We start from the raw sequence: 19888 nt of genomic DNA, 5'->3' as shown, positions 1-19888 counted from the left end.
ACCCCCCGGACAGAACCGGAACCAACCAGGAGGAGCACGAAGTGACCCGCATCGCCATCCGGCGCGCGTTGATCGCGGTCTATGACAAGAGCGGGCTGGAGGAACTGGCCCGCGGTCTCGACGCCGCGGGGGTGGAGATCGTCTCCACCGGGGGCACCGCCGCCACGATCGCCTCCTTCGGCGTCCCGGTCACTCCTGTCGAGTCCCTGACCGGCTTTCCCGAGTGCCTCGACGGCCGGGTCAAGACGCTGCACCCCCGCGTGCACGCGGGCCTGCTCGCCGACGGCGGCAACCCCTCCCACGTCAAGCAGCTCGAGGAGCTGGAGATCGAGCCGTTCGAGCTGGTGGTGGTCAACCTCTACCCGTTCCGGCAGACCGTGGCCTCCGGCGCCTCCGACACCGAGTGCGTCGAGCAGATCGACATCGGCGGTCCCGCGATGATCCGGGCCGGGGCCAAGAACCACGCCACCGCGGCGGTCGTGGTCGATCCGGCCTCCTACGGCGACGTGCTGGCCGCCCTCGGCGCGGGTGGCTTCACCCTCACCGAGCGCCGCCGCCTGGCAGCCGCCGCGTACGCCCACACCGCCGCCTACGACACCGCGGTGGCCTCCTGGTTCGCCGAGGTCTACGCGGCCGAGGAGGGCGCCTGGCCGCGCTACATGGGCGCCGCCTGGGAGCTGCGCTCGTCGCTGCGCTACGGCGAGAACCCGCACCAGGGCGCGGCCCTCTACACCGACAGCAAGGACGGCCTGGCCTCGGCCGAGCAGCTGCACGGCAAGGAGATGTCCTACAACAACTACCTGGACGCCGACGCGGCCTGGCGGGCCGCGTGGGACTTCGACGGCCCGGCCGTGGCGATCATCAAGCACCAGAACCCGTGCGGCGTCGCGATCGGCGCCGACGTGGCCGAGGCGCACCGCAAGGCCCACGCCTGCGACCCGGTCTCGGCGTACGGCGGCGTGATCGCGGTCAACGCCGAGGTGACCGGGGAGCTGGCCGCGCAGATCGCCGAGGTGTTCACCGAGGTCGTGGTGGCCCCCTCCTTCACCGAGGAGGCGCTGGCGACGCTCACCGCCAAGAAGAACATCCGGCTGCTCGCCTGCCCGGGCGGGCCGTCCAACGCCTCGGAGTTCCGCCGGATCGACGGCGGGCTGCTGGTGCAGGCCGCCGACCGGGTCGACGCCCCCGGGGACGACCCGTCCACCTGGGAGCTGAAGGCGGGATCGGCCGCCTCCGCCGAGGTCCTCGCCGACCTGGCCTTCGCCTGGAGGGCGTGCCGCTCGGCGAAGTCCAACGCGATCCTGCTCGCCTCGGACGGCGCCAGCGTCGGCGTCGGCATGGGACAGGTCAACCGGGTCGACTCGGCGCGGCTCGCGGTCTCCCGGGCCGGCGAGCGCGCGCGGGGGGCCGCCGCGGCCTCCGACGCGTTCTTCCCCTTCGCGGACGGACCGCAGATCCTCATCGACGCCGGGGTGAGGGCGATCGTGGAGCCGGGCGGCTCGATCCGGGACGAGGAGGTCGTCGCCGCCGCGGAGGCCGCCGGGGTGACGCTCTACTTCACCGGCACCCGCCACTTCTTCCACTGACCGCCCGGCCCGGGTTACGGTCGTCACGTGACCGTGGCGGCCGTACCGGGATCGCGGGGGTCGTCGTGGAAACGTGGCGGTCGTGCCCGGCACGGTGACGGTCGTGCGCGGAAACGTGGCGGTCGTGTCCGGGACCGTGACGGTCGTGCGCGGAAACGTGGCGGTCGTGTCCGGGACCGTGACGGTCGTGCGCGGAAACGTGGCGGTGGTGCCCGGATCGGGTGGGTCGTGCGCGGGACCGCGACGGTCCTGTGCGGGACGGTGGGGCCGTGCGCGGGGGCGGAGGGCGTGGTGGCCGTGTGCCGGGACGTGCGGTCGTCCACGGGGGATAGGAAAGTGGCTGTTCGGACAGGATTAGTCGGGTGAAAAAGGTTTGAACCGCGGTTAGGGTGAAGCATCCTCTTTCGTCCGAATCTGGAGTTTCCCCATGCCGTTGCTCGACCACGCCCTGTACGCCTTCGTGATCATGCACGGCCTCTGGGGAAGCCCCTGGATGATGATCATCCTCGCGCTCGGCGCGGCCTACCTCGGCGGACGGGTCGTGGAGTTCATCCCCTTCACCCGCAGGATCATCGAGCGCCGGGAAGCCGAGCGCGGCTGATCCCGCGCGGGGTCGCCGAGCGCGCCGAGGCGGAGCACGGCCGATCCCGTGGGGCACCGTCGGGCCCGGGACTCCCATGGGCCCCTCTGGCCCGGAACGCGAAGCGCGGCCGATCCCGTGAGAGGGTGGCCCCCATGAGCGCGCGGATTCTCGACGGCAAGGCCACGGCGGCGAAGATCAAGGCGGACCTCGCGGTGCGGGTGGCCGCGCTGGCGGAGCGGGGCGTCGTCCCGGGGCTGGGCACCGTGCTGGTGGGGGCCGATCCGGGCAGCCAGATCTACGTGGCGGGCAAGCACCGCGACTGTGCCGAGGTCGGCATCTCCTCCATCCGCAGGGACCTGCCCGAGGACGCCACCCAGGCCGAGGTCGAGGCGGTCGTCGACGAGCTCGACGCCTCGCGGGAGTGCACCGGCTACATCGTGCAGCTCCCGCTGCCGCGCCATCTCGACACCCAGGCGCTGATCGAGCGGATGGACCCGGCCAAGGACGCCGACGGTCTCCACCCGGTCAACCTGGGCCGCCTGGTCCACATGGTCGACGCGCCGCTGCCCTGCACGCCGTACGGGATCGTGGCGCTGCTGCAGGAGTACGGGGTGCCGATCAAGGGGGCCGAGGTCGTCGTGGTCGGCCGGGGGATCACCGTGGGCCGCTCGCTCGGCCTGCTGCTGACCCGCCGCTCGGAGAACGCCACCGTCACCCTCTGCCACACCGGCACCCGGGACCTGGCGGCCCACACCCGGCGCGCCGACATCGTCGTCGCCGCCGCGGGGGTGCCGCACCTGATCACCGCCGACATGGTGAGGCCGGGCGCCGCCGTGCTCGACGTCGGCGTCTCCAGGGTCGACGGGAAGATCGCCGGTGACGTCGCCCCCGGCGTCGAGGACGTCGCGGGCTTCCTCACCCCCAACCCCGGCGGCGTGGGCCCGATGACCCGGGCCATGCTGCTCACCAACGTGGTCGAGGCCGCCGAGAGGAGCGTCCGCGCACGCGGCTGACCCGCGAGAGGGCCGCTTCGGGACAGGCGGACCGATCCGCGAGATCGGCCGGTCCGCGGACCCGGCCGGCGTGCGGACCCGGCCTGGGCATGGGTGGATCCGGACCCGCGGGCGGACGGGCCCGCGGGCGGGATCGGTTACGAGGCCCTGCGGTTCGCGCCGGTGCCCGCCGTCTGCGTCTCGGGCGTGCCCGAGGCCCGCTGCGGCGGCACCACCGGGGTGGGCCTGACCAGCCCCAGGGCGACGACCTCGTTCGCCAGCCTGGTGCGCCGGTTGGTCCCCTCCGGGATCCGGAACTTCTGGTACAGGCGCAGGAGGTGCTGCTTGACGGCGGCCTCGGTGACCACCAGGTCGTCGGCGATCTCCCGCGCCGTGGCCGGTGCCACGAACGCCTCGTCCGAGAGCGCCGGACGGCACAGCGACGTCAGGACGTCCACCTCCCGTCTGGTCAGCTCCGGTGCCGCGGCGCGGCGGAGCTCGACCTCCGGGGCGAAGTCCTCACGCGGGACCCCGCCGATCCTGCCTCGTGCCGCGCCGAAGGACACCACGTCACCGTCGTCCAGCACCCTGCGGGCGATCGGCCGGCCGTTGACCCGCGTGCCGTTGCGGGACAGGCCCAGATCAACGACGTAAAGGTAGGGTCCGCGCCGGACGAATTCCGCGTGCAGCCGGGAAACACTCGGATCGGTGAGCCGGATGTCCACTCCCCGGCCACGTCCGATCGTCGTGATCTCGGGGCGCAACGGGACCACCTCGCCTGTGTCCTCGATGCGTATGAACGGCCCCTCCACGGCAGTTCCTCCCCAGGTAGCCCGCCGTAACTATTCCTACAGCTCCGGCTTACCCAAAGGAGGTGATGGGGAATCGCCTTTGCCAGAAGGAGAATCCCTCGTGAAATTGGCGTGCACCTCTTGGGAGGGTTTCCGCTGCTCACAGGTAGACTTCGGGCACAGATAAGCGGAGGAAACACTCATGGCGGACAAACCAACCAAAGGTCTCGCCGATGTCGTAGCCGCGTCCACCGCGCTCAGTGACATCGACGGTCAGGCGGGTCGTCTCTTCTATCGTGGCTACGACATCCACGATCTGGCCGGCCGTACCGGCTTCGAGGAGACCGCGCACCTGTTGCAGTACGGCACGCTCCCCACCGCGTCGCAGCTGGCCGCGTACGGACAGGAACTGGTCCGGGGACGCACGCTCGGCGCGCTCGCCGAGGCCAACATCGCCGAGATCGCCGAGAAGCAGGCCCCGATGGAGGCGCTGCGCACGCTGGTCTCGCTGGCCGGGGGCGACGACCCGGACAAGGACTCCAACGAGCCCGAGGCGAACCTGCGCAAGGCGGCCCGGCTGACCGCGCAGCAGCCGATCCTGGTGGCCCGCTACCACGCGGCCAGGACCGGCGCCCCGGTCGCCGAGCCCGATCCCGAACTGAGCGTGGCGGCGAACTTCCTGCTGCAGATCACCGGCCGTACCCCCGGTGAGCGCGAGGTCGAGATCTTCGACGCCTGCCTGGTCCTGCACGCCGACCACACGATGAACGCCTCCACCTTCGCCGCCCGGGTCTGCGCCGCGACCCTGTCGGACATGCACTCGGCGATCGTGGCCGCCATCGGCACCCTCAAGGGCCCGCTGCACGGCGGTGCCAACGAGCAGGTCATGCGCACCCTGGAGTCCCTGGACCCGGACGGTGTCGCGGCGAACGTCCGCGAGCGGCTCGCCGCCGGCGAGAAGATCATGGGTTTCGGGCACCGCGTCTACAAGACCGAGGACCCGCGCGCCACGCACCTGCGCACGATGTCGCAGGAGCTCGGCGAGGCCTCCGGCGACGACACCTACTACCGGATGTCCAAGGAGATGGAGGAGGTCGTCCTCGAGACGAAGGGCCTCTACCCGAACGTCGACTTCTACGCGGCGACCGTCTACCACTACCTGGGAATCCCGACGGATCTGTTCACTCCCGTCTTCTCGGTCAGCCGCATGTCAGGATGGACCGCGCACGTCATCGAGCAGCACGCCGACAACCGGCTGATCCGCCCGGACAGCGAGTACATCGGCGAGCGGGACCAGAAGTGGAAGCCGATCTCCGAGCGATGAGCCGGAGACCGAAGAACCGGAGCCGGGGGCGAGAACGGGTGGTGGGCCGGTGAACGCGCGAGCGGCCGACGCGAACGGCGAACGCTGGGGGGCCTACCCCCTGGTGCTGGGCGGCGCGCTCGTCGCGCTGGTCGGAGCCCTGCTGCTGGACCTGCCCTACTGGGGCGGGATCGCCATGGGCGCCGTCATGACCCTCGGGGCGCTCGCCCGGCTGGCCGGGGGCGGGCGGCTCGCCGTCCGCCGCAGGGCCACCGACGCCGTCACGCTGGGAGGTCTGGGCGTCGTGCTGATGGTGGCCGGGGCCATCCTGGAGTTCAAGGACCACATACCGATGTGACGGGCCGGACGGCCGGGTGCGCCGCGAGGCGATCGACCCTGTCCGATAGCCTCAACGGCCAGTGAGCCTCAAAAAGGTACTGTCTGGTCAAATTAGTTCAGAAGGGGAACCATACGCATGCCCAAGATCAAGGTAGAGGGCCCCGTCGTCGAGCTTGACGGCGACGAGATGACCCGGATCATCTGGCAGTTCATCAAGGACCAGCTGATCCTTCCCTACCTGGACGTCGACCTGAAGTACTACGACCTGGGGATCGAGCACCGCGACGCCACCGACGACCAGGTGACGATCGACGCCGCCAACGCGATCAAGCAGTACGGCGTCGGCGTCAAGTGCGCCACGATCACTCCCGACGAGGACCGGGTCGAGGAGTTCGGCCTCAAGAAGATGTGGAAGTCCCCGAACGGGACCATCCGTAACATCCTCGGCGGCGTCATCTTCCGCGAGCCGATCATCATGTCCAACGTGCCGAGGCTCGTCCCCGGCTGGACCAAGCCGATCATCATCGGCCGTCACGCGTTCGGCGACCAGTACCGCGCCACCGACCTGAAGGTCCCCGGCGAGGGCAGCCTGACCCTCACCTACACCCCCAAGGACGGCTCCGCGCCGATCGAGCTGGACGTCTACGACTTCCCCGGCCCCGGCATCGCGCTGGCGATGTACAACCTGGACGACTCGATCCGCGACTTCGCCCGCGCCTCGATGCGCTACGGCCTCTCGCGCGGCTACCCGGTCTACCTCTCCACGAAGAACACGATCCTGAAGGCCTACGACGGCCGCTTCAAGGACATCTTCGCCGAGGTCTTCGAGTCGGAGTTCAAGGCCGACTTCGACGCCGCCGGGATCACCTACGAGCACCGCCTGATCGACGACATGGTCGCCGCGGCCCTCAAGTGGGAGGGCGGCTACGTCTGGGCCGCCAAGAACTACGACGGCGACGTCCAGTCCGACACGGTCGCGCAGGGCTTCGGCTCGCTCGGCCTGATGACCTCGGTACTGCTCACCCCGGACGGGCGGACCGTCGAGGCCGAGGCCGCCCACGGCACGGTGACCCGCCACTACCGCGAGCACCAGAAGGGCAACCCCACCTCCACGAACCCGATCGCCTCGATCTTCGCGTGGACCCGGGGCCTGCAGCACCGCGGCAAGCTCGACAACACCCCCGCGGTGTCCGACTTCGCCGACAAGCTGGAGCAGGTCTGCGTGGAGACCGTCGAGGGCGGTCAGATGACCAAGGACCTCGCCCTGCTGGTCGGCGGCGACGCCAAGTGGCTGACCACCCAGGACTTCCTGGCGGCGCTGGACGAGAACCTCAAGAAGAAGATGGGCTGACCGCGAGGACGATCTCGCGGGAAGCGGAGAAGGGGCCGGTCCTCGACGGAGGATCGGCCCCTTCGCGTTCCGCGTCCGTGCCCGGTGGGCCGGTCACAGGGCCGTGGTGGCCCCCAGGACGAGGGCGCCGTCGGCCGGAAGGCCGGGAAGTCGCTGCGCGTGCCCGGTGACGGCGTTCACCCGGAAGAGGCCGAGGGGCTCGCCGCCGGTCGTGGCGCTCATCCTGACGGCCACCTCGCGGGCGTTCAGCCAGCTCACCACCTCGCCGTCGGCGGGACGCCCCGCGTCGGGGAGGGGGAGCCGCCGCAGGACGCGGCGCGTCCCGGCGTCGATCACGTGCAGGCCGCGCGCGTCCCGGTGCGCGGCCTTGCCGCCGCCCACCGCCACGGAGTACCTCCCGTTCGGGGAGTCGGCCCAGGAGGCGTACCGCTCCCTGAGCCAGGGGGCGGCCTTCTCGGCGGGAAGCGTCCGCGCGGCGGGCACGGAGGTCAGGGCGCCGGTCGTGAAGTCGGTCCGCAGCCGCCGCTCGCCGAGCGTGACCGTGAAGTGGCGGCCGTCGGGGGAGACGCTCACCAGGGTTCCGTTCTCGGTGTCGCCCGGCGCGAGGACCGGTGACAGGTAGCGCTTGACGCCGCTGCCGAGGTCGTGGGCGACGTAGCGGCGCTCGGCCGCGCTGAGGTAGGCGATACGGCGCCCGTCGCGGCTGATGGCGGGATCGAGCCGGTGGCGCCCGTCGCCGTGCGCGAGGCGCTGGGCGGCGTCGGGGACGCCGAGCGTCGGCGCGCAGGGCTCGGCGCCCTCGCAGTCCGTACGGCCGGGAGAGGCGCCCTGGGGGGCGCCTGGGCCCAGTCGCAGCGTCCAGCCCGCGCAGGTCACGTCGCCGGGCCGCGCGCGGACGCCCTTGCCGGGACAGCGGTCGGGGACCGCGTACAGGATCACCGAGGAGGTCCGCGGAGCTCGCCAGGGGGCGGGGGAGGCGGCCCTGGAGGACGCGGTCGTCTCCGGGGACGCGCCCGGCGGCGGGGAGGTGTCCGGCGCCGGCGTGGAGATCGCCCGTACGGGCTCGTGGCCCTGTATGGCGCCGCTGTCCGGACCGCCCAGCGCCGAGTTCAGCACCTCGCCCCGCTGGAGCATCGTGAAGACGACGATGAGCGCGACCGGGACGAGCGCCGCCGTCACGGCCAGCATGGCCCCGCGGCGGCGGCGGCGCCTGACCGTGCGCACGGCCGGCGCGGTGAGGTCCGGTACGGAGGCCTCCCCCGCCCCCGTGGCCATCCTCGTGACCAGGCGCTTCTCGTCGCCCTTGGTGAGGGTCTCGACGGCCTCGGCGATCTCCGCCCTCACCGTCTCCTCCGGCAGCCCGAGGACGGCGGCCATCTCCGCGTGGGTCCTGCCGTCGTGCAGGCAGGCCACGACGAGCAGGCGCCGCCGGGGCGGGATCCGCACCAGCGCCGTGTCCCCGGCGGCGCTCGGCCGCTGCAGGAACCGGCGGTAGAGCGCGATCTGGGCGTGCGTGGTGGAGTTCTCCCAGACCGCTGGAGGCCAGGTGAGGGCCACGGTGTGGAAGGCCCGCAGTGTCAGGCGGATGGCGTGCTCGTGGCTACCGGTGAGGAGCAGGGCGGTGCCGACGAGGGAACGCTGATCGCGCTGCACGAACTCGCGATAACCGATGTATCGGCGCATGGACGTTTTTGCTCCGGCTTGCCTGAGGGACGTACAACGGTAGCGATCTAAGCGGCTGGAACGCGAAATTGGGGCGAATGTCGGAAATCGGGGGGTCGTGTTCGCCCGCCGTCCCGGTCGTGACGTGGGCGGTGAGCGGGTCTTGCCGTGGGGAATATGGGGTCACGTCGGGATAACGGAGAGGGCGGGCGGGTCATGGCGCCGTAAAGTTTGCCACGTCGAAGATTACGAGACCGCGAGGATGATGATGCCGCAGATCGCCCCACTGGGAGCGGGAGAGCCGAACCGGCTCGGGCCGTTCCGCGTCCTCGGGCGCATCGGCGAGGGCGGGCAGGGCATCGTCTACCTCGGGGTCGACGCCGACGGGCAGTACGCGGCGATCAAGTTGCTGCACGTGAAGTTCTCCGGGGACGCCGTCGCCAGGTCCCGGTTCGCCAGGGAGGCGAGGGCCGCCCAGCGGGTCGCCTCGTTCTGCACGGCGGCGGTCCTCGGCGCCGACCTGGAGGGCGACACCCCCTACATCGCCAGCGAGTACATCGAGGGCCGGTCGCTGCGCCAGGTCGTGGAGGACGACGGCCCCCTGCGGGGCGCCCCGCTGCAGCGGCTGGCGATCGGCACGGCCACCGCGCTGACCGCCATCCACCACGCCTCGATCGTGCACCGTGACCTCAAGCCGGACAACGTGCTCATCGCCGCGGACGGCCCGAGGGTGGTCGACTTCGGCATCGCCCGCATCCTCGACTCCACCGGCACGATCACCAGCCGGGCCATCGGCACCCCCGCGTACATGGCGCCCGAGCAGATCGCCGGGACCGACGTCGGGCCGCACACCGACGTCTTCGCCTGGGGCGCGACCATCGCGTTCGCCGCGACCGGCGAGACGGTCTTCGAGGGCGGCTCGATCGCGGTGGTGCTCAACCGCATCCTCAACCACGACGTCGACCTCGGCGTGCTGCCCGAGCCGCTGCGCGGCGTGGTCGGGGCGGCGCTGGCCAAGTCCCCGGCCGAGCGGCCCTCGGCCGACCGGATCCTGCTGCGGATGCTCGGCCATCCCGAGGAGGCGAGCGCCTCGCCCGCCATCCTCACCCAGGGCGCCGAGGTCTCCGCCACCGGCGGTCCCCGGACAGACGGGTCCCGAACCGGCGGGCCCAGGACAGACGGGTACCGGACCGGCGATCAGGTCGGTGATCGGGCCGGTGATCGGGACGCCGGTCCCGGTGCGGCCTCCGGCGCGGGGCGTCCCCGGGAGGCCGAGGAGGGCCTGGACGACGACGCCACCAGCCAGATGCGTCTCCCCGGCCCGGGGACGAGGCCCCCGGGAGGCGCGGACGAGGCGCCGCCCCCGGGACGGGAACCCGCCGATCATCCGGACCGTCACCCGTCCCCCTCCGGCGGGATCCCTCCGGGACACCGGGAACGGTCGTCGCCGGGGACTCCCTCGGGGTACCGGGAGCAGCCGTCGTCCGGGATCCCGTCGGGGTACCGGGAACAGTCGTCGCCGGGGACTCCCTCGGGATACCGGGAGCGGTCGTCGTCCGGGATCCCCCCGGAACACCGGGAGCGGCCCTCGTCGCCCGGTCACGGCCCGCCCCCTCCGGCCGGCCCCCCGGCCCCCCCGGAGGTCTCCGCCACCGCCGAATGGCCCGGTCATCCCGGATACCCCGAGCCCGCCGGATACCCCGAGCCCGCCGGATACCCCGAGCCCGCCGGGTACTCCGAGCAGACCGAGCGCGCGGGGTACCCCGAGCACACCCGACACCCCGCTCACACCGAGCCCGCGGGACACGCCGGTCAGGCCGGTCAGGCCGGTCGTTTCGAGTTCGCCCCCCACCCCGAGCCCGCGGGACACGCCGGGTACGTCGGGGAGGTGCCGCCGCCGAGCTGGCAGACGCCGGTCCGTCCCGGAGGGCCGCAAGGGGGCGGGCGCTCGCGCAGGGGACGCTGGATCGCCGCCGCCGTGGTCCTGCTGCTGCTCGCGGTGGCCGCCGCCGCCGTCTGGTGGCCGGACGACACCCCGGGGAAGGCGCCCGTACGGCCCTCCGGCGAGGCGTTCGCCTCGGTGGTGGACAAGGCCGCCACGACCGGCAGGCTCGTCGTCGGCGTGCGCGACTCCCTGCCCGGCATCGCGCTGCGGAACGGGAGCAGGTGGAGCGGCTTCGAGATCGACCTGGCCCTGGAGATCGCCAGGTTGCTGGGGGTGCCGGAGAGCGGCGTGACCTTCCAGGCCACCCGCCGCCAGGACCGGCCGGTGTTGCTGGCCGGCGGTGGCGTCGACATGGTGCTGGCCACCTACGCGATCAACGACGTGGACGACGTGACCTTCGCCGGGCCGTACTACCTCGCCCACGTCGACGTGCTGGTCAAGGACGACTCGCCCATCCGGACCGCGAAGGGCCTGGTGAACAGCCGGATGTGCGCGCCCGAGGCCAGCCCCTCGGTCGCCGTGCTGCAGAACGAGGTGAAGCCGCTGCGGCTCGTCACCGCCCGGACCTACACCGAGTGCGTCAACATGCTGCGGGACGGCCTGGTCGACGCGATCCCCGGCGACGACCTGCTGCTGGCCGGCTTCGGCGACCGGGAGAGCGTCCGGCACCGGCTGCTCGGCCTGGAGCTCACCGACGAGCGCTACGCGGTGGCGCTCAAGCGGGGAGACGAACGCACCTGCGAGGCCGTCAGGGGCGCGATCGCCGAGCTCCACCGGAACGGCACGGTCCGCAGGCTGCTCGACGAGCACTTCTCCAAGGTCGACTTCCCCGGCCGGGAGAACGGCCTCCCCGCCATGGCGCCCTGCGGCTGAGCCCCGCCTCCGGAGGGACGCGCCTCACACCGGGAACGCCGTTCCGTGAGCGGAGGAGGGCACTCGCCGGACGGCCGTCCGCGACGGACGGGTAGCATCCGAGCGTCACAGTTCATCCTTCGAGTGAGGGAAGGTCATGGCCCAGACTCCCGTAAAGGTCACCGTCACCGGCGCCGCCGGTCAGATCGGCTACGCGCTGCTCTTCCGCATCGCCTCGGGCCAGTTGCTGGGCGCCGACGTCCCGGTCACGCTGAGCCTGCTGGAGATCCCGCAGGCCGTGAAGGCCGCCGAGGGCACCGCGATGGAGCTCGACGACTGCGCGTTCCCGCTGCTGCGCGGCATCGAGGTCACCGACGACCCGAACGCGGCGTTCAACGGCGCCAACGTGGCGCTGCTGGTCGGAGCCCGTCCCCGGAGCAAGGGCATGGAGCGCGGCGACCTCCTCCAGGCCAACGGCGGCATCTTCGGCCCGCAGGGCAAGGCGATCAACGACAACGCCGCCGACGACATCCGCGTGCTGGTGGTCGGCAACCCGGCCAACACCAACGCGCTCATCGCGCAGCGGAACGCCCCCGACGTCCCGGCGGAGCGCTTCACCGCGATGACCCGCCTGGACCACAACCGGGCGCTGTCGCAGCTGGCCGCCAAGCTCCAGGTGCCGGTCACCGAGATCAAGAAGATGACCATCTGGGGCAACCACTCCGCCACCCAGTACCCGGACCTCTTCCACGCCGAGGTCGGCGGCAAGGTCGCGGCCGAGCTGGTCGACGAGACCTGGCTGCGCGACACCTTCATCCCCACCGTGGCCAAGCGCGGCGCGGCCATCATCGAGGCTCGGGGCGCGTCCTCGGCCGCCTCGGCCGCCAACGCGGCGATCGACCACGTCTTCGACTGGGTCAACGGCACCGACTGGACCTCGGCCGCCATCCCCTCCGACGGCTCGTACGGCGTGCCCGAGGGTCTCATCTCGTCCTTCCCGGTCGCCTCGCGCGGCGGGAAGTGGGAGATCGTCCAGGGGCTGGAGATCGACGCCTTCTCCCGCGAGAGGATCGACGCCACCGTGGCGGAGCTGGAGGAGGAGCGCACCGCGGTGCGCGAACTCGGCCTGATCTGACCGGACCGCTCCGGCGAAGGCCAGGGCGGGAAGGCGGCGTGTCGCTCATCGCCGGGCGCCGCGTCCCGTCGTTCAATGATCACTTGTGGTCGGCGGATCGACGGTCGGAGGGAACGCCGCGGCGCGGGTCGCCGCCGGTGTGCTCTGTCTCGTCATCATGCTCGTGCTCGCGCCGCCGCCCCGGGCGGCGCACGCCTCTCCGGAGGACGACGGCTGGGGCGGCGCCGACCTGTCGGTGCGGCTGCTGGTCTCCCCGGTCAGGGCCCGGCCCGGCCGGCCGCTGCGCTACCGGGCCGAGGTGGGCAACGCCGGCCCCGGTGACGCGGTGCTTCCCGTGCTCACCCTCCGGCTGCCGCACGAGGTACGGGTGCTGGGCACCGACGTCACCGAGTGCCTGCCCGGTGCCGTCGCGGACGAGGTGGTCTGCGCCTCGTCCGCCGACGTCCCGGCCGGGACGACCGGCGGGGTGACGGTCGACGCGATCGTGCGTCCCGGCGCGCGGGGACCGCTGGAGGCGAGCGCCACGATCTCCTCGGGGGTCGTGGACGGCGACGAGACGGACAACTCCGCGCGGGCGCTGACCGAGGTGGACCAGGGGACGGACCTGGCGGTCAGGCTGTCGCGCGGGATCCGCGCGGGGCGCCTGGTCCTGGTGTCCGCGGTGGTGCGCAACCGGGGCCCGCGGCGCGTCCACGACGCCGCGCTCCTCCTCGACACCGGCGGGGCCCGCCTGCTGGCGGCGCGCGGGACGCGATGTGACACCCGCCCCGGCCACGCCGCCTGCCGCCTGCGCGCGCTCGGCGCGGGTGGGCGGGTGAACCTCCTGCTCGCCTTCACGGCCCGCGGTCACGAACCGAGGGCGGAGGCGACCGTCCACTCCCCGCTGGTGGGCGAGCGCCGCCCCGCCGACAACACGGCCCGCCTCCGCCTGGGAGGATAGACCCGGCCGTGCACCCGGCCGGACTCGGACGAACCCGGACGGACGTACCGGGTGTCTCAGGGGCGGCCGGACAGGGCGGCCCAGGCGTCGGCGACGACGTCGCGGACCGACGGGTGCTCGGGCTTCCAGCCCAGCTCGCGCTGGATCCTCTCGGAGGAGGCCACCAGCACGGCCGGGTCACCGGCGCGGCGCTCGCGGACGACCGAGGGGATCTCGTGACCGGTCACCTCGCGGCAGACCGAGAGCACCTCCTGCACCGAGAAGCCCGTACCGCTGCCGAGGTTGTAGATCCGGTGCTCGCCCGGCGAGCAGGCGTCCAGCGCCAGCAGGTGGGCCCTGGCCAGGTCCGCCAGATGGATGTAGTCACGCACGCATGTGCCGTCGGGCGTCGGGTAGTCCGTGCCGAACACGCTGACCGGCTCGCGCCCGCCGAGCGCGACGGCGAGGACGTTGGGGATCAGGTGCGTTTCCACGGTGTGACGCTCGCGGTAGACGCGGCCGTCCCGGTCGGTGTAGGCGCCGCCCACGTTGAAGTAGCGCAGGCTCACCGCGGCCAGGCCGTACAGCCCGGCGAACGCGCTCAGCGCGGTGTCGACCGCCAGCTTGGAGGCGCCGTAGGGGTTGGTGGGGCGGGTGGGGTCGGTCTCCCTGATCGGGGAGCGCTCCGGCTCGCCGTACGTGGCGGCGGTGGAGGAGAAGACGACGCGGCCCACCCCGGCGCTCCGCATCGCGTCGAGCAGGGCGAGGGTGCCGCCGAGGTTGTGCGCCCAGTAGAGGTCCGGCCGCTGTACGGACTCGCCGACCAGCGACTTCGCCGCGAAGTGCAGCACGCCCTCGACGCCGTCGAGCACCCCCGCGGCGTCGGTGATCGATCCCTCGACCAGGCGGGCGCCCGGCGGGACCGCGTCGGCGTGACCGGTGGACAGGTCGTCCAGGACGGTGACCTCGTGACCCGCTTCGACGAGTTGCGCCGCCACGGCGCTGCCTATGTATCCGGCGCCTCCGGTGACGAGCAGCTTCACGGAGCCTCCTGTTCGATGATGTTTGGACTTGTTTATTTTTGTAAGTCTACCGCCAGCATATGCTGGCACATCACATATCGGCCACCGCCGGAACGGGCGGCCGCCATGACGGAGACGACCTCGTGAACAGCGTCCTGGCGAACATCGCCCTGGTCTTGATCTTTGTACTGATCGGAGGGTTCTTCGCCGCGGCGGAGATGGCCATGGTCTCCCTCAGGGAGAGCCAGGTGCGGCGGCTCGACACGCAGGGACGCCGAGGGGCCAGGGCTGCCAAGCTCGCCCGCGACCCCAACCGCTTCCTGTCCGCCGTGCAGATCGGCGTCACCGTGGCCACCATGCTCTCGGCGGCCTTCGGCGCCGACACCCTGGCCAAGGACCTCATCCCGGTGGTGACCTCCTGGGGGGTCCCCGAGGCCGTGACGGCCCCGCTCGCCCTGGTCCTGGTGACGCTGGCGATCTCGTACGCCTCGCTGGTGCTGGGAGAGCTCGCGCCCAAGCGGATCGCCCGGCAGCGGGCCGAGGGGATCTCCCTGCTGGTCGCGCCCTTCCTGGACCGGATGGCCGCGTTGTCGCGGCCGATCATCTGGGCGCTGTCGAAGTCCACCGACGGGGTGGTCAAGCTCCTGGGCGGCGACCCCGACGCCGACCGCGAGGAGATCTCCACCGAGGAGCTGCGCGACATGGTGGTCGGCCACCAGGAGCTCACCGCCGACGAGCGCCACCTGATCGCGGAGGTGTTCGCGGCCGGCAAGCGGCAGCTTCGCGAGGTCATGCTGCCGCGTACCGAGGTGGAGTTCATGTCCGCGGACACGCGGCTGGCCGAGGCGGCGGTCCTGGCCGCGGCCATGCCGCACTCCCGCTTCCCGGTCTACCGTGACTCCTACGATGACATCGTGGGGTTCGTCCACATCCGCGACCTGCTGGACCCGGTGCTGACCGGGTCCATCGAGCCGATCAGCGAGCTGGTGCCGATCCGCCCGGTCAAGCTGGTCCCCACCAGCAAGCAGCTCATGGCCACGCTCTCGGAGATGCGCAAGGAGGGCCACCACCTGGCGATCGTGGTGGACGAGTACGGCGGCACCGCCGGCATCGTCACCCTGGAGGACCTGGTCGAGGAGCTCATCGGCGACATCCGCGACGAGCACGACGTGGAGGACGAGCACGTCGCCCTCCCCGCGGGGGAGGCGGAGCTGGACGGGCTGGCCACCCTCGACGAGGTGGCCACCTCCACCGGCGTCCGCCTGCCCGCCGGCCCGTACGAGACCCTGGGCGGGTTCCTGATGTCGTCCCTGGGCCACCTTCCGGTGCTGGGGGAGCGGGTGGAGGTCTCCGGGTTCGACCTGACGGTCACGGAGATGGACGGCCGCAGGGTCTCCCGGGTCAGGATCAAGCGGAACGTCCCCCGCCAGGAGACGGCGGACGCGGCGGAGGAGACGCTGATCACCCCGGACCTCTGACACCCGCGCGAGGAGGCACCGATCACTGCCGACACCCGCGCGAGGAGGCGCCGATCGTGCCGGGCGGCCGGGACGCGCGGAGCGGGCACGGACCCCTCCGGACGCCTGACACCTGCGCGGGGGGCACCGATCACTCCGGACACCTGACACAATTGTCTGCCATGGCCAGTCCTCGCGTCCTGTCGGGAATCCAGCCCACCGCCGACTCCTTCCACCTGGGCAACTACCTCGGTGCCGTACGGCAGTACGTCGCCATGCAGGAGGGCTACGACGCGTTCTACTGCGTCGTCGACCTGCACGCGATCACGGTGGACTACCGGCCGGAGGAGCTGCGCAGGCGCACCAGGGTGGCCGCCGCCCAGCTCTTCGCCGCCGGGCTCGACCCGGAGCGCTCCACGGTCTTCGTGCAGAGCCACGTCCGCGAGCACACCGAGCTGGCCTGGGTGCTGATCTGCCTCACCGGCATGGGCGAGGCCGGCCGGATGACCCAGTTCAAGGACAAGAGCGCCAAGCAGGGCGAGAGCTCTGCCAGCGTGGGGCTGTTCACCTACCCGATCCTGCAGGCCGCGGACATCCTGCTCTACCAGGCCAACAGGGTCCCGGTGGGCGCCGACCAGAAGCAGCACCTGGAGCTCACCCGCGACCTGGCGCAGCGCTTCAACCACCGCTTCGGCGAGACCTTCACGCTGCCCGAGCCGCACATCGTCAAGGGGGTCGAGAAGATCACCGACCTTCAGGAGCCCACGGCGAAGATGTCGAAGTCCTCCTCCTCGGCCGCGGGCATCCTCGACCTGCTGGAGCAGCCGGGCCCGCTCCGCAAGAAGGTCATGCGCGCGGTCACCGACACCGGCTCCGAGGTCCTCGCCGACGACGAGAACAAGCCGGGCGTCACGAACCTGCTGCGCATCCAGTCCGCGCTGAGCGGCGTCCCCATCCCCGAGCTGGAGACCCGCTACGCCGGTCAGGGCTACGGGACGTTCAAGAAGGACGTCGCCGAGCTGGTGGTCGACACCTTCACCCCGATCCGCGAGCGGACCGAGAAGCTGCTCGCCGACGAGGCCGAGCTGGACCGGCTGCTCGCCGCCGGTGCCGCGCGGGCCCGCGCGGTGGCCGCCGAGACGATGGCCAGGGTACGCGACAGGGTGGGCTTCCTGCCCACCCCGTGACCTGAGGGGCCTCTGCCCGGCCCCTCCCCGCCCGCCTTGCGGCCGCCCGTTTTCGATCGTTCGCCTACGGGCGGTGGTCTTCGCGCCGCCGTTCGTGGTCGAGACGGCGGTGACGGGGTAGGGGGCGCGGGTGACAGGTGTGTGGGAACGCGTACGGACAGGCCGCGAGCGGCTCGGAGCGAGGTTCGGCTCGGCCCGGATCAGGTGGCCGTGGTTCGACCATCTGGTCAGGACCTACCAGCGCTACCAGATCCAGTCGGGCGACCGGCTCGCCGGGGCGGTCAGCTACTTCGCCTTCCTGTCGTTCTTCCCGATCGTCGCGCTGGCCTTCGCGGTCTTCGGCTACTTCCTCGCGGTCACCCCGGACGCCCCCGACACCCTGCGCAAGGCGATCGACCAGTACCTGCCGGGCCTGGCCGACAAGCTGCCGATCCAGGAGATCGCCGACTCGCGGACCAGCGCCGGGATCATCGGCCTGCTCGGCCTGCTCTACGCCGGGCTCGGCGCGATCGACGCGCTGCGCGGCGCGCTGCGTGAGATCTCCATGACGACCGAGGCGCCGCTCGGCTTCGCCATGGCCAAGCTCAGGGACCTGGCCGGGCTCGTCCTGGTCGGCACCACGATGCTGGCCTCGGTGCTGGTCGCCGGTTTCGCCACCCAGGCCGGCGGGACCGTGGCCGGATGGGTGGGCCTGTCGGGGTCGGTGGTGTCCACCACCACGATCTGGCTGGTCGGCCTGGCGGTGAGCGTGCTCGCCGACGTGCTGGTCTTCCTGATCCTGCTGCGCTGGCTGGGCCGTATCAGGCAGCCGCTCCCGGTGCTGCTGCGCGGCGCCCTGTTCGGCGCGATCGGCTTCGCCCTGCTCAAGCAGCTCGCCGCGCTGGTGTTGTCCGGCACCCTGAACAACCCGGTCTACGGGGTGTTCGCCGTGGTGGTCGGGTTGCTCGTCTGGATCAACCTCTCGGCCCGGGTGATCATGTACGCCGCCGCCTGGACCGCCACGGCCTCGCTCGGGCCTCCGCCCGATCCCACCCCGGTCCCGGCGACCGCCATCCCGGCCTGAGCGCCGGGCGCTCCCCGTCCGGCGACGCCGGGTTTCTCCTTCCGCGCCTCTCCCCGCGTGTCTCCGCGGGTCCTCCTCCGTCCCTGCGCCTTCGTCCGTGCGCCTTCGTCCGTGCGCCTTCGTCCGTGCGCCTCCGTCTAGCGGAAGCGCCTGCGCAGGCCGTACGCCAGCCAGATCAGGCCGCCCAGCAGGCCGGCACCGAGGACGTAGTAGCCGATCGGGGTGCCCTCGCCCGAGGGGCGTGCCGCACCAGGCGGATCGGCCGCCGAGATCGGCGCCGGTGCGGCCGGGGGCGCGGAGGTCGCGGGAGCGATGGGTGACGGGGCGGCGACCGGGAGGGGGTCGACCAGGTGCCCGACCGCCGCGACCCTGCCGCGGTTGGCGAAGCCCCAGTCGAGCAGGTCGGCGACCTCGTCCCAGAAGTAACCGTCGTGGCGCATGATCGACACGATGACCGTGTGGCCGTTCCGCCTGGCCGCGCCGACGAAGCTGCCCTGGGCCTTGGAGGTCCAGCCGTTCTTGACGCCGATCATGCCCTTGTAGCGCCAGAGCAGCTTGTTGTGGTTGCCGATCTCGTAGTAGCCCTTGGGAGCCGGAAACTTGTCAGTTTTTAGGCTGATATATCGGCGAAAATCGGGGTTAGCCAGGCCGGCGCGGGCGATCAGGGCCAGGTCGTAGGCCGAGCTGCTCTGTCCCGGCTTGTCCAGCCCGCTCGGGGTCATGGCCACGGTGTCGAACGCCTGAAGGCGCTTGGCCTCGGCGTTCATGTCGGCCAGGGTCGCGGCCAGGCCGCCGTTGGCCTCGGCCAGTGCCATCGCGCTGTCGTTGCCGGAGACCAGCAGCAGCGCCTTGAACAGGTCCTCGACCGTGTAGAGCGGCTTGGGGACCAGGCCGACCGCGCTGCCCTCCTCGTTCACCGCGCGCCTGCTCGGCCTGATCCTCCGGTCCTTGTCCAGCCTGGGGATCAGGGTGAGGGCGGTCAGCGCCTTCAGCGTGCTCGCGGGCAGGTAACGCCCGTGGGCGTTCTTGGCGGCCAGCACCGCGCCGGTCTCGGCGTCGGCGATCACGTACGCCTTGGCGGCCGTCCTGGGCGGGGCCTTCACACCCGGGGGGACGATGAGACCCCGCTCCCCGAGCCGGGAGCCGCCGACCGGCTCCCTCTGGCCGTCCGCGCCCGGTTCGAGCGAACCGGTGCCCGCGCCCCACGCGCCGTCCGGCGAACCGGCGCCCGGCGAGCCGGTGGTCGGCATGCCCGCGGAGGCGGGTGAACCGGTGCCCGCGGGCATGCCCGGCGGCCGGGCCTCTGTCCCGGCCTGTGCGGGCGCGCCGAGAAAGGCGGTCGCCGCGAGCAGCACCCCGACGGGCGCGATGTGTCTGGTCCCCATGATGATCTCAGGGTAGCTTCGTGCCGGTTCGCATGGAGTACAGGTGCCCTGACCAGCTACGCTCCACTCGGCGGAATACTGACATCATGCAAATATCGCGAAAGATCGCCGCTTTTCTGATTGGCCTTGCCGCTTTTATGATCTTTGAGTGGATCAACCTTGGTTTCAACCTCGCGGACGGCCATCCCACGTCGTTCTACGTGGTCCACGGCATCCTGGTCGCGGTCAACCTGGTGCTGGCCCTCGTGCTCGGCGCGATCGGCCTGCGGGCGCTGCGCGGCCACCGGGAAGCCCGGGGACCGAAATGACCGGGGCG

General features: G+C 71.9%; 17 protein-coding genes. 13 read left to right on the top strand and 4 right to left on the bottom strand.

Annotation, left to right across the window (positions count from 1 at the left end; genetic code table 11):
* The first annotated feature begins 41 nt into the window (after positions 1-41).
* The 3 genes from purH (at position 42) to ACLQ2R_RS23330 (ending at position 3182) form a co-directional block, all read left to right on the top strand.
* Complete coding sequence (gene purH, locus ACLQ2R_RS23340; protein WP_425962554.1) at positions 42-1586, top strand: bifunctional phosphoribosylaminoimidazolecarboxamide formyltransferase/IMP cyclohydrolase; 1545 nt, start codon at positions 42-44, stop codon at positions 1584-1586.
* 427 nt (positions 1587-2013) lie between these two features.
* Positions 2014-2187, top strand: coding sequence for a hypothetical protein (locus ACLQ2R_RS23335; RefSeq protein ID WP_425962553.1), 174 nt, complete (start codon positions 2014-2016; stop codon positions 2185-2187).
* Between the two features lie 134 nt (positions 2188-2321).
* Entirely contained in the window at positions 2322-3182 is an 861-nt protein-coding gene (locus tag ACLQ2R_RS23330) for a bifunctional methylenetetrahydrofolate dehydrogenase/methenyltetrahydrofolate cyclohydrolase (RefSeq protein ID WP_425962552.1), read from the top strand.
* Positions 3183-3319: 137 nt separating this feature from the next.
* On the opposite strand, the gene ACLQ2R_RS23325 is transcribed toward ACLQ2R_RS23330, so the two are convergent.
* Positions 3320-3973 (bottom strand): FHA domain-containing protein, encoded by a 654-nt coding sequence (locus tag ACLQ2R_RS23325; RefSeq protein ID WP_386236314.1) that lies wholly within the window; start codon positions 3971-3973, stop codon positions 3320-3322.
* Between the two features lie 181 nt (positions 3974-4154).
* Here ACLQ2R_RS23325 and ACLQ2R_RS23320 point away from each other — a divergent pair, with 181 nt between their 5' ends.
* The 3 genes from ACLQ2R_RS23320 to ACLQ2R_RS23310 all read left to right on the top strand — a co-directional run bounded on the left by ACLQ2R_RS23320 (position 4155) and on the right by ACLQ2R_RS23310 (position 6945).
* Complete coding sequence (locus tag ACLQ2R_RS23320; protein WP_425962551.1) at positions 4155-5276, top strand: citrate/2-methylcitrate synthase; 1122 nt, start codon at positions 4155-4157, stop codon at positions 5274-5276.
* Between the two features lie 49 nt (positions 5277-5325).
* Positions 5326-5613, top strand: coding sequence for a hypothetical protein (locus ACLQ2R_RS23315; RefSeq protein ID WP_425962549.1), 288 nt, complete (start codon positions 5326-5328; stop codon positions 5611-5613).
* Between the two features lie 117 nt (positions 5614-5730).
* Entirely contained in the window at positions 5731-6945 is a 1215-nt protein-coding gene (locus ACLQ2R_RS23310) for an NADP-dependent isocitrate dehydrogenase (RefSeq protein WP_386236308.1), read from the top strand.
* A 93-nt stretch (positions 6946-7038) separates the two neighbouring features.
* Here ACLQ2R_RS23310 and ACLQ2R_RS23305 read toward each other — a convergent pair whose 3' ends face one another.
* Complete coding sequence (locus ACLQ2R_RS23305; protein WP_425962548.1) at positions 7039-8628, bottom strand: sigma factor-like helix-turn-helix DNA-binding protein; 1590 nt, start codon at positions 8626-8628, stop codon at positions 7039-7041.
* A 241-nt stretch (positions 8629-8869) separates the two neighbouring features.
* Here ACLQ2R_RS23305 and ACLQ2R_RS23300 point away from each other — a divergent pair, with 241 nt between their 5' ends.
* The 3 genes from ACLQ2R_RS23300 (at position 8870) to ACLQ2R_RS23290 (ending at position 13479) form a co-directional block, all read left to right on the top strand.
* Positions 8870-11425 carry a protein kinase domain-containing protein gene (locus ACLQ2R_RS23300; protein WP_425962547.1) on the top strand — a complete coding sequence of 852 codons (2556 nt, stop codon included), beginning with the start codon at positions 8870-8872 and terminating at the stop codon, positions 11423-11425.
* A 136-nt stretch (positions 11426-11561) separates the two neighbouring features.
* Positions 11562-12539, top strand: coding sequence for a malate dehydrogenase (locus tag ACLQ2R_RS23295; RefSeq protein ID WP_386236302.1), 978 nt, complete (start codon positions 11562-11564; stop codon positions 12537-12539).
* A gap of 85 nt (positions 12540-12624) precedes the next feature.
* Positions 12625-13479, top strand: a complete 855-nt coding sequence (locus tag ACLQ2R_RS23290) for a hypothetical protein (protein WP_425962545.1) — start codon at positions 12625-12627, stop codon at positions 13477-13479.
* 56 nt (positions 13480-13535) lie between these two features.
* On the opposite strand, the gene galE is transcribed toward ACLQ2R_RS23290, so the two are convergent.
* Positions 13536-14501, bottom strand: coding sequence for a UDP-glucose 4-epimerase GalE (gene galE / locus ACLQ2R_RS23285; protein WP_425962544.1), 966 nt, complete (start codon positions 14499-14501; stop codon positions 13536-13538).
* 122 nt (positions 14502-14623) lie between these two features.
* On the opposite strand from galE, the gene ACLQ2R_RS23280 reads away from it, so the two are divergent.
* The 3 genes from ACLQ2R_RS23280 to ACLQ2R_RS23270 all read left to right on the top strand — a co-directional run bounded on the left by ACLQ2R_RS23280 (position 14624) and on the right by ACLQ2R_RS23270 (position 18187).
* Positions 14624-15958 carry a hemolysin family protein gene (locus tag ACLQ2R_RS23280; RefSeq protein WP_425962542.1) on the top strand — a complete coding sequence of 445 codons (1335 nt, stop codon included), beginning with the start codon at positions 14624-14626 and terminating at the stop codon, positions 15956-15958.
* A gap of 161 nt (positions 15959-16119) precedes the next feature.
* Positions 16120-17124, top strand: a complete 1005-nt coding sequence (trpS, locus tag ACLQ2R_RS23275; protein ID WP_425962540.1) for a tryptophan--tRNA ligase — start codon at positions 16120-16122, stop codon at positions 17122-17124.
* A gap of 130 nt (positions 17125-17254) precedes the next feature.
* Positions 17255-18187, top strand: a complete 933-nt coding sequence (locus ACLQ2R_RS23270; RefSeq protein ID WP_425962538.1) for a YihY/virulence factor BrkB family protein — start codon at positions 17255-17257, stop codon at positions 18185-18187.
* Between the two features lie 137 nt (positions 18188-18324).
* On the opposite strand, the gene ACLQ2R_RS23265 is transcribed toward ACLQ2R_RS23270, so the two are convergent.
* The gene (locus ACLQ2R_RS23265) at positions 18325-19572 is read right to left on the bottom strand and encodes a D-alanyl-D-alanine carboxypeptidase family protein (RefSeq protein WP_425962536.1); all 1248 of its coding nucleotides are present in this window, start codon (positions 19570-19572) and stop codon (positions 18325-18327) included.
* Between the two features lie 86 nt (positions 19573-19658).
* On the opposite strand from ACLQ2R_RS23265, the gene ACLQ2R_RS23260 reads away from it, so the two are divergent.
* On the top strand, positions 19659-19880 hold the full coding sequence (locus ACLQ2R_RS23260) for an SCO4848 family membrane protein (protein WP_425962534.1): 222 nt from the start codon (positions 19659-19661) through the stop codon (positions 19878-19880).
* The last annotated feature ends 8 nt before the right edge of the window (positions 19881-19888 follow it).

The sequence above is a fragment of the Streptosporangium sp. DT93 genome (genome assembly GCF_049844535.1).
In the GTDB taxonomy this organism is placed as follows: Bacteria; Actinomycetota; Actinomycetes; order Streptosporangiales; family Streptosporangiaceae; genus Streptosporangium.
The sequence above is the reverse complement of the archived record's forward strand: the minus strand, read 5'-3'. Positions and strand labels throughout refer to the sequence as shown.

Bases quoted from the DNA above. Each gene is read 5' to 3' on its own strand.
- ACLQ2R_RS23335 (WP_425962553.1), top strand. From the start codon at position 2,014: ATGCCGTTGCTCGACCACGCCCTGTACGCCTTCGTGATCATGCACGGC.
- ACLQ2R_RS23330 (WP_425962552.1), top strand. From the start codon at position 2,322: ATGAGCGCGCGGATTCTCGACGGCAAGGCCACGGCGGCGAAGATCAAG.
- ACLQ2R_RS23320 (WP_425962551.1), top strand. From the start codon at position 4,155: ATGGCGGACAAACCAACCAAAGGTCTCGCCGATGTCGTAGCCGCGTCC.
- ACLQ2R_RS23310 (WP_386236308.1), top strand. From the start codon at position 5,731: ATGCCCAAGATCAAGGTAGAGGGCCCCGTCGTCGAGCTTGACGGCGAC.
- ACLQ2R_RS23305 (WP_425962548.1), bottom strand. From the start codon at position 8,628: ATGCGCCGATACATCGGTTATCGCGAGTTCGTGCAGCGCGATCAGCGT.
- ACLQ2R_RS23300 (WP_425962547.1), top strand. From the start codon at position 8,870: ATGATGATGCCGCAGATCGCCCCACTGGGAGCGGGAGAGCCGAACCGG.
- ACLQ2R_RS23295 (WP_386236302.1), top strand. From the start codon at position 11,562: ATGGCCCAGACTCCCGTAAAGGTCACCGTCACCGGCGCCGCCGGTCAG.
- trpS (WP_425962540.1), top strand. From the start codon at position 16,120: ATGGCCAGTCCTCGCGTCCTGTCGGGAATCCAGCCCACCGCCGACTCC.
- ACLQ2R_RS23265 (WP_425962536.1), bottom strand. From the start codon at position 19,572: ATGGGGACCAGACACATCGCGCCCGTCGGGGTGCTGCTCGCGGCGACC.
- ACLQ2R_RS23260 (WP_425962534.1), top strand. From the start codon at position 19,659: ATGCAAATATCGCGAAAGATCGCCGCTTTTCTGATTGGCCTTGCCGCT.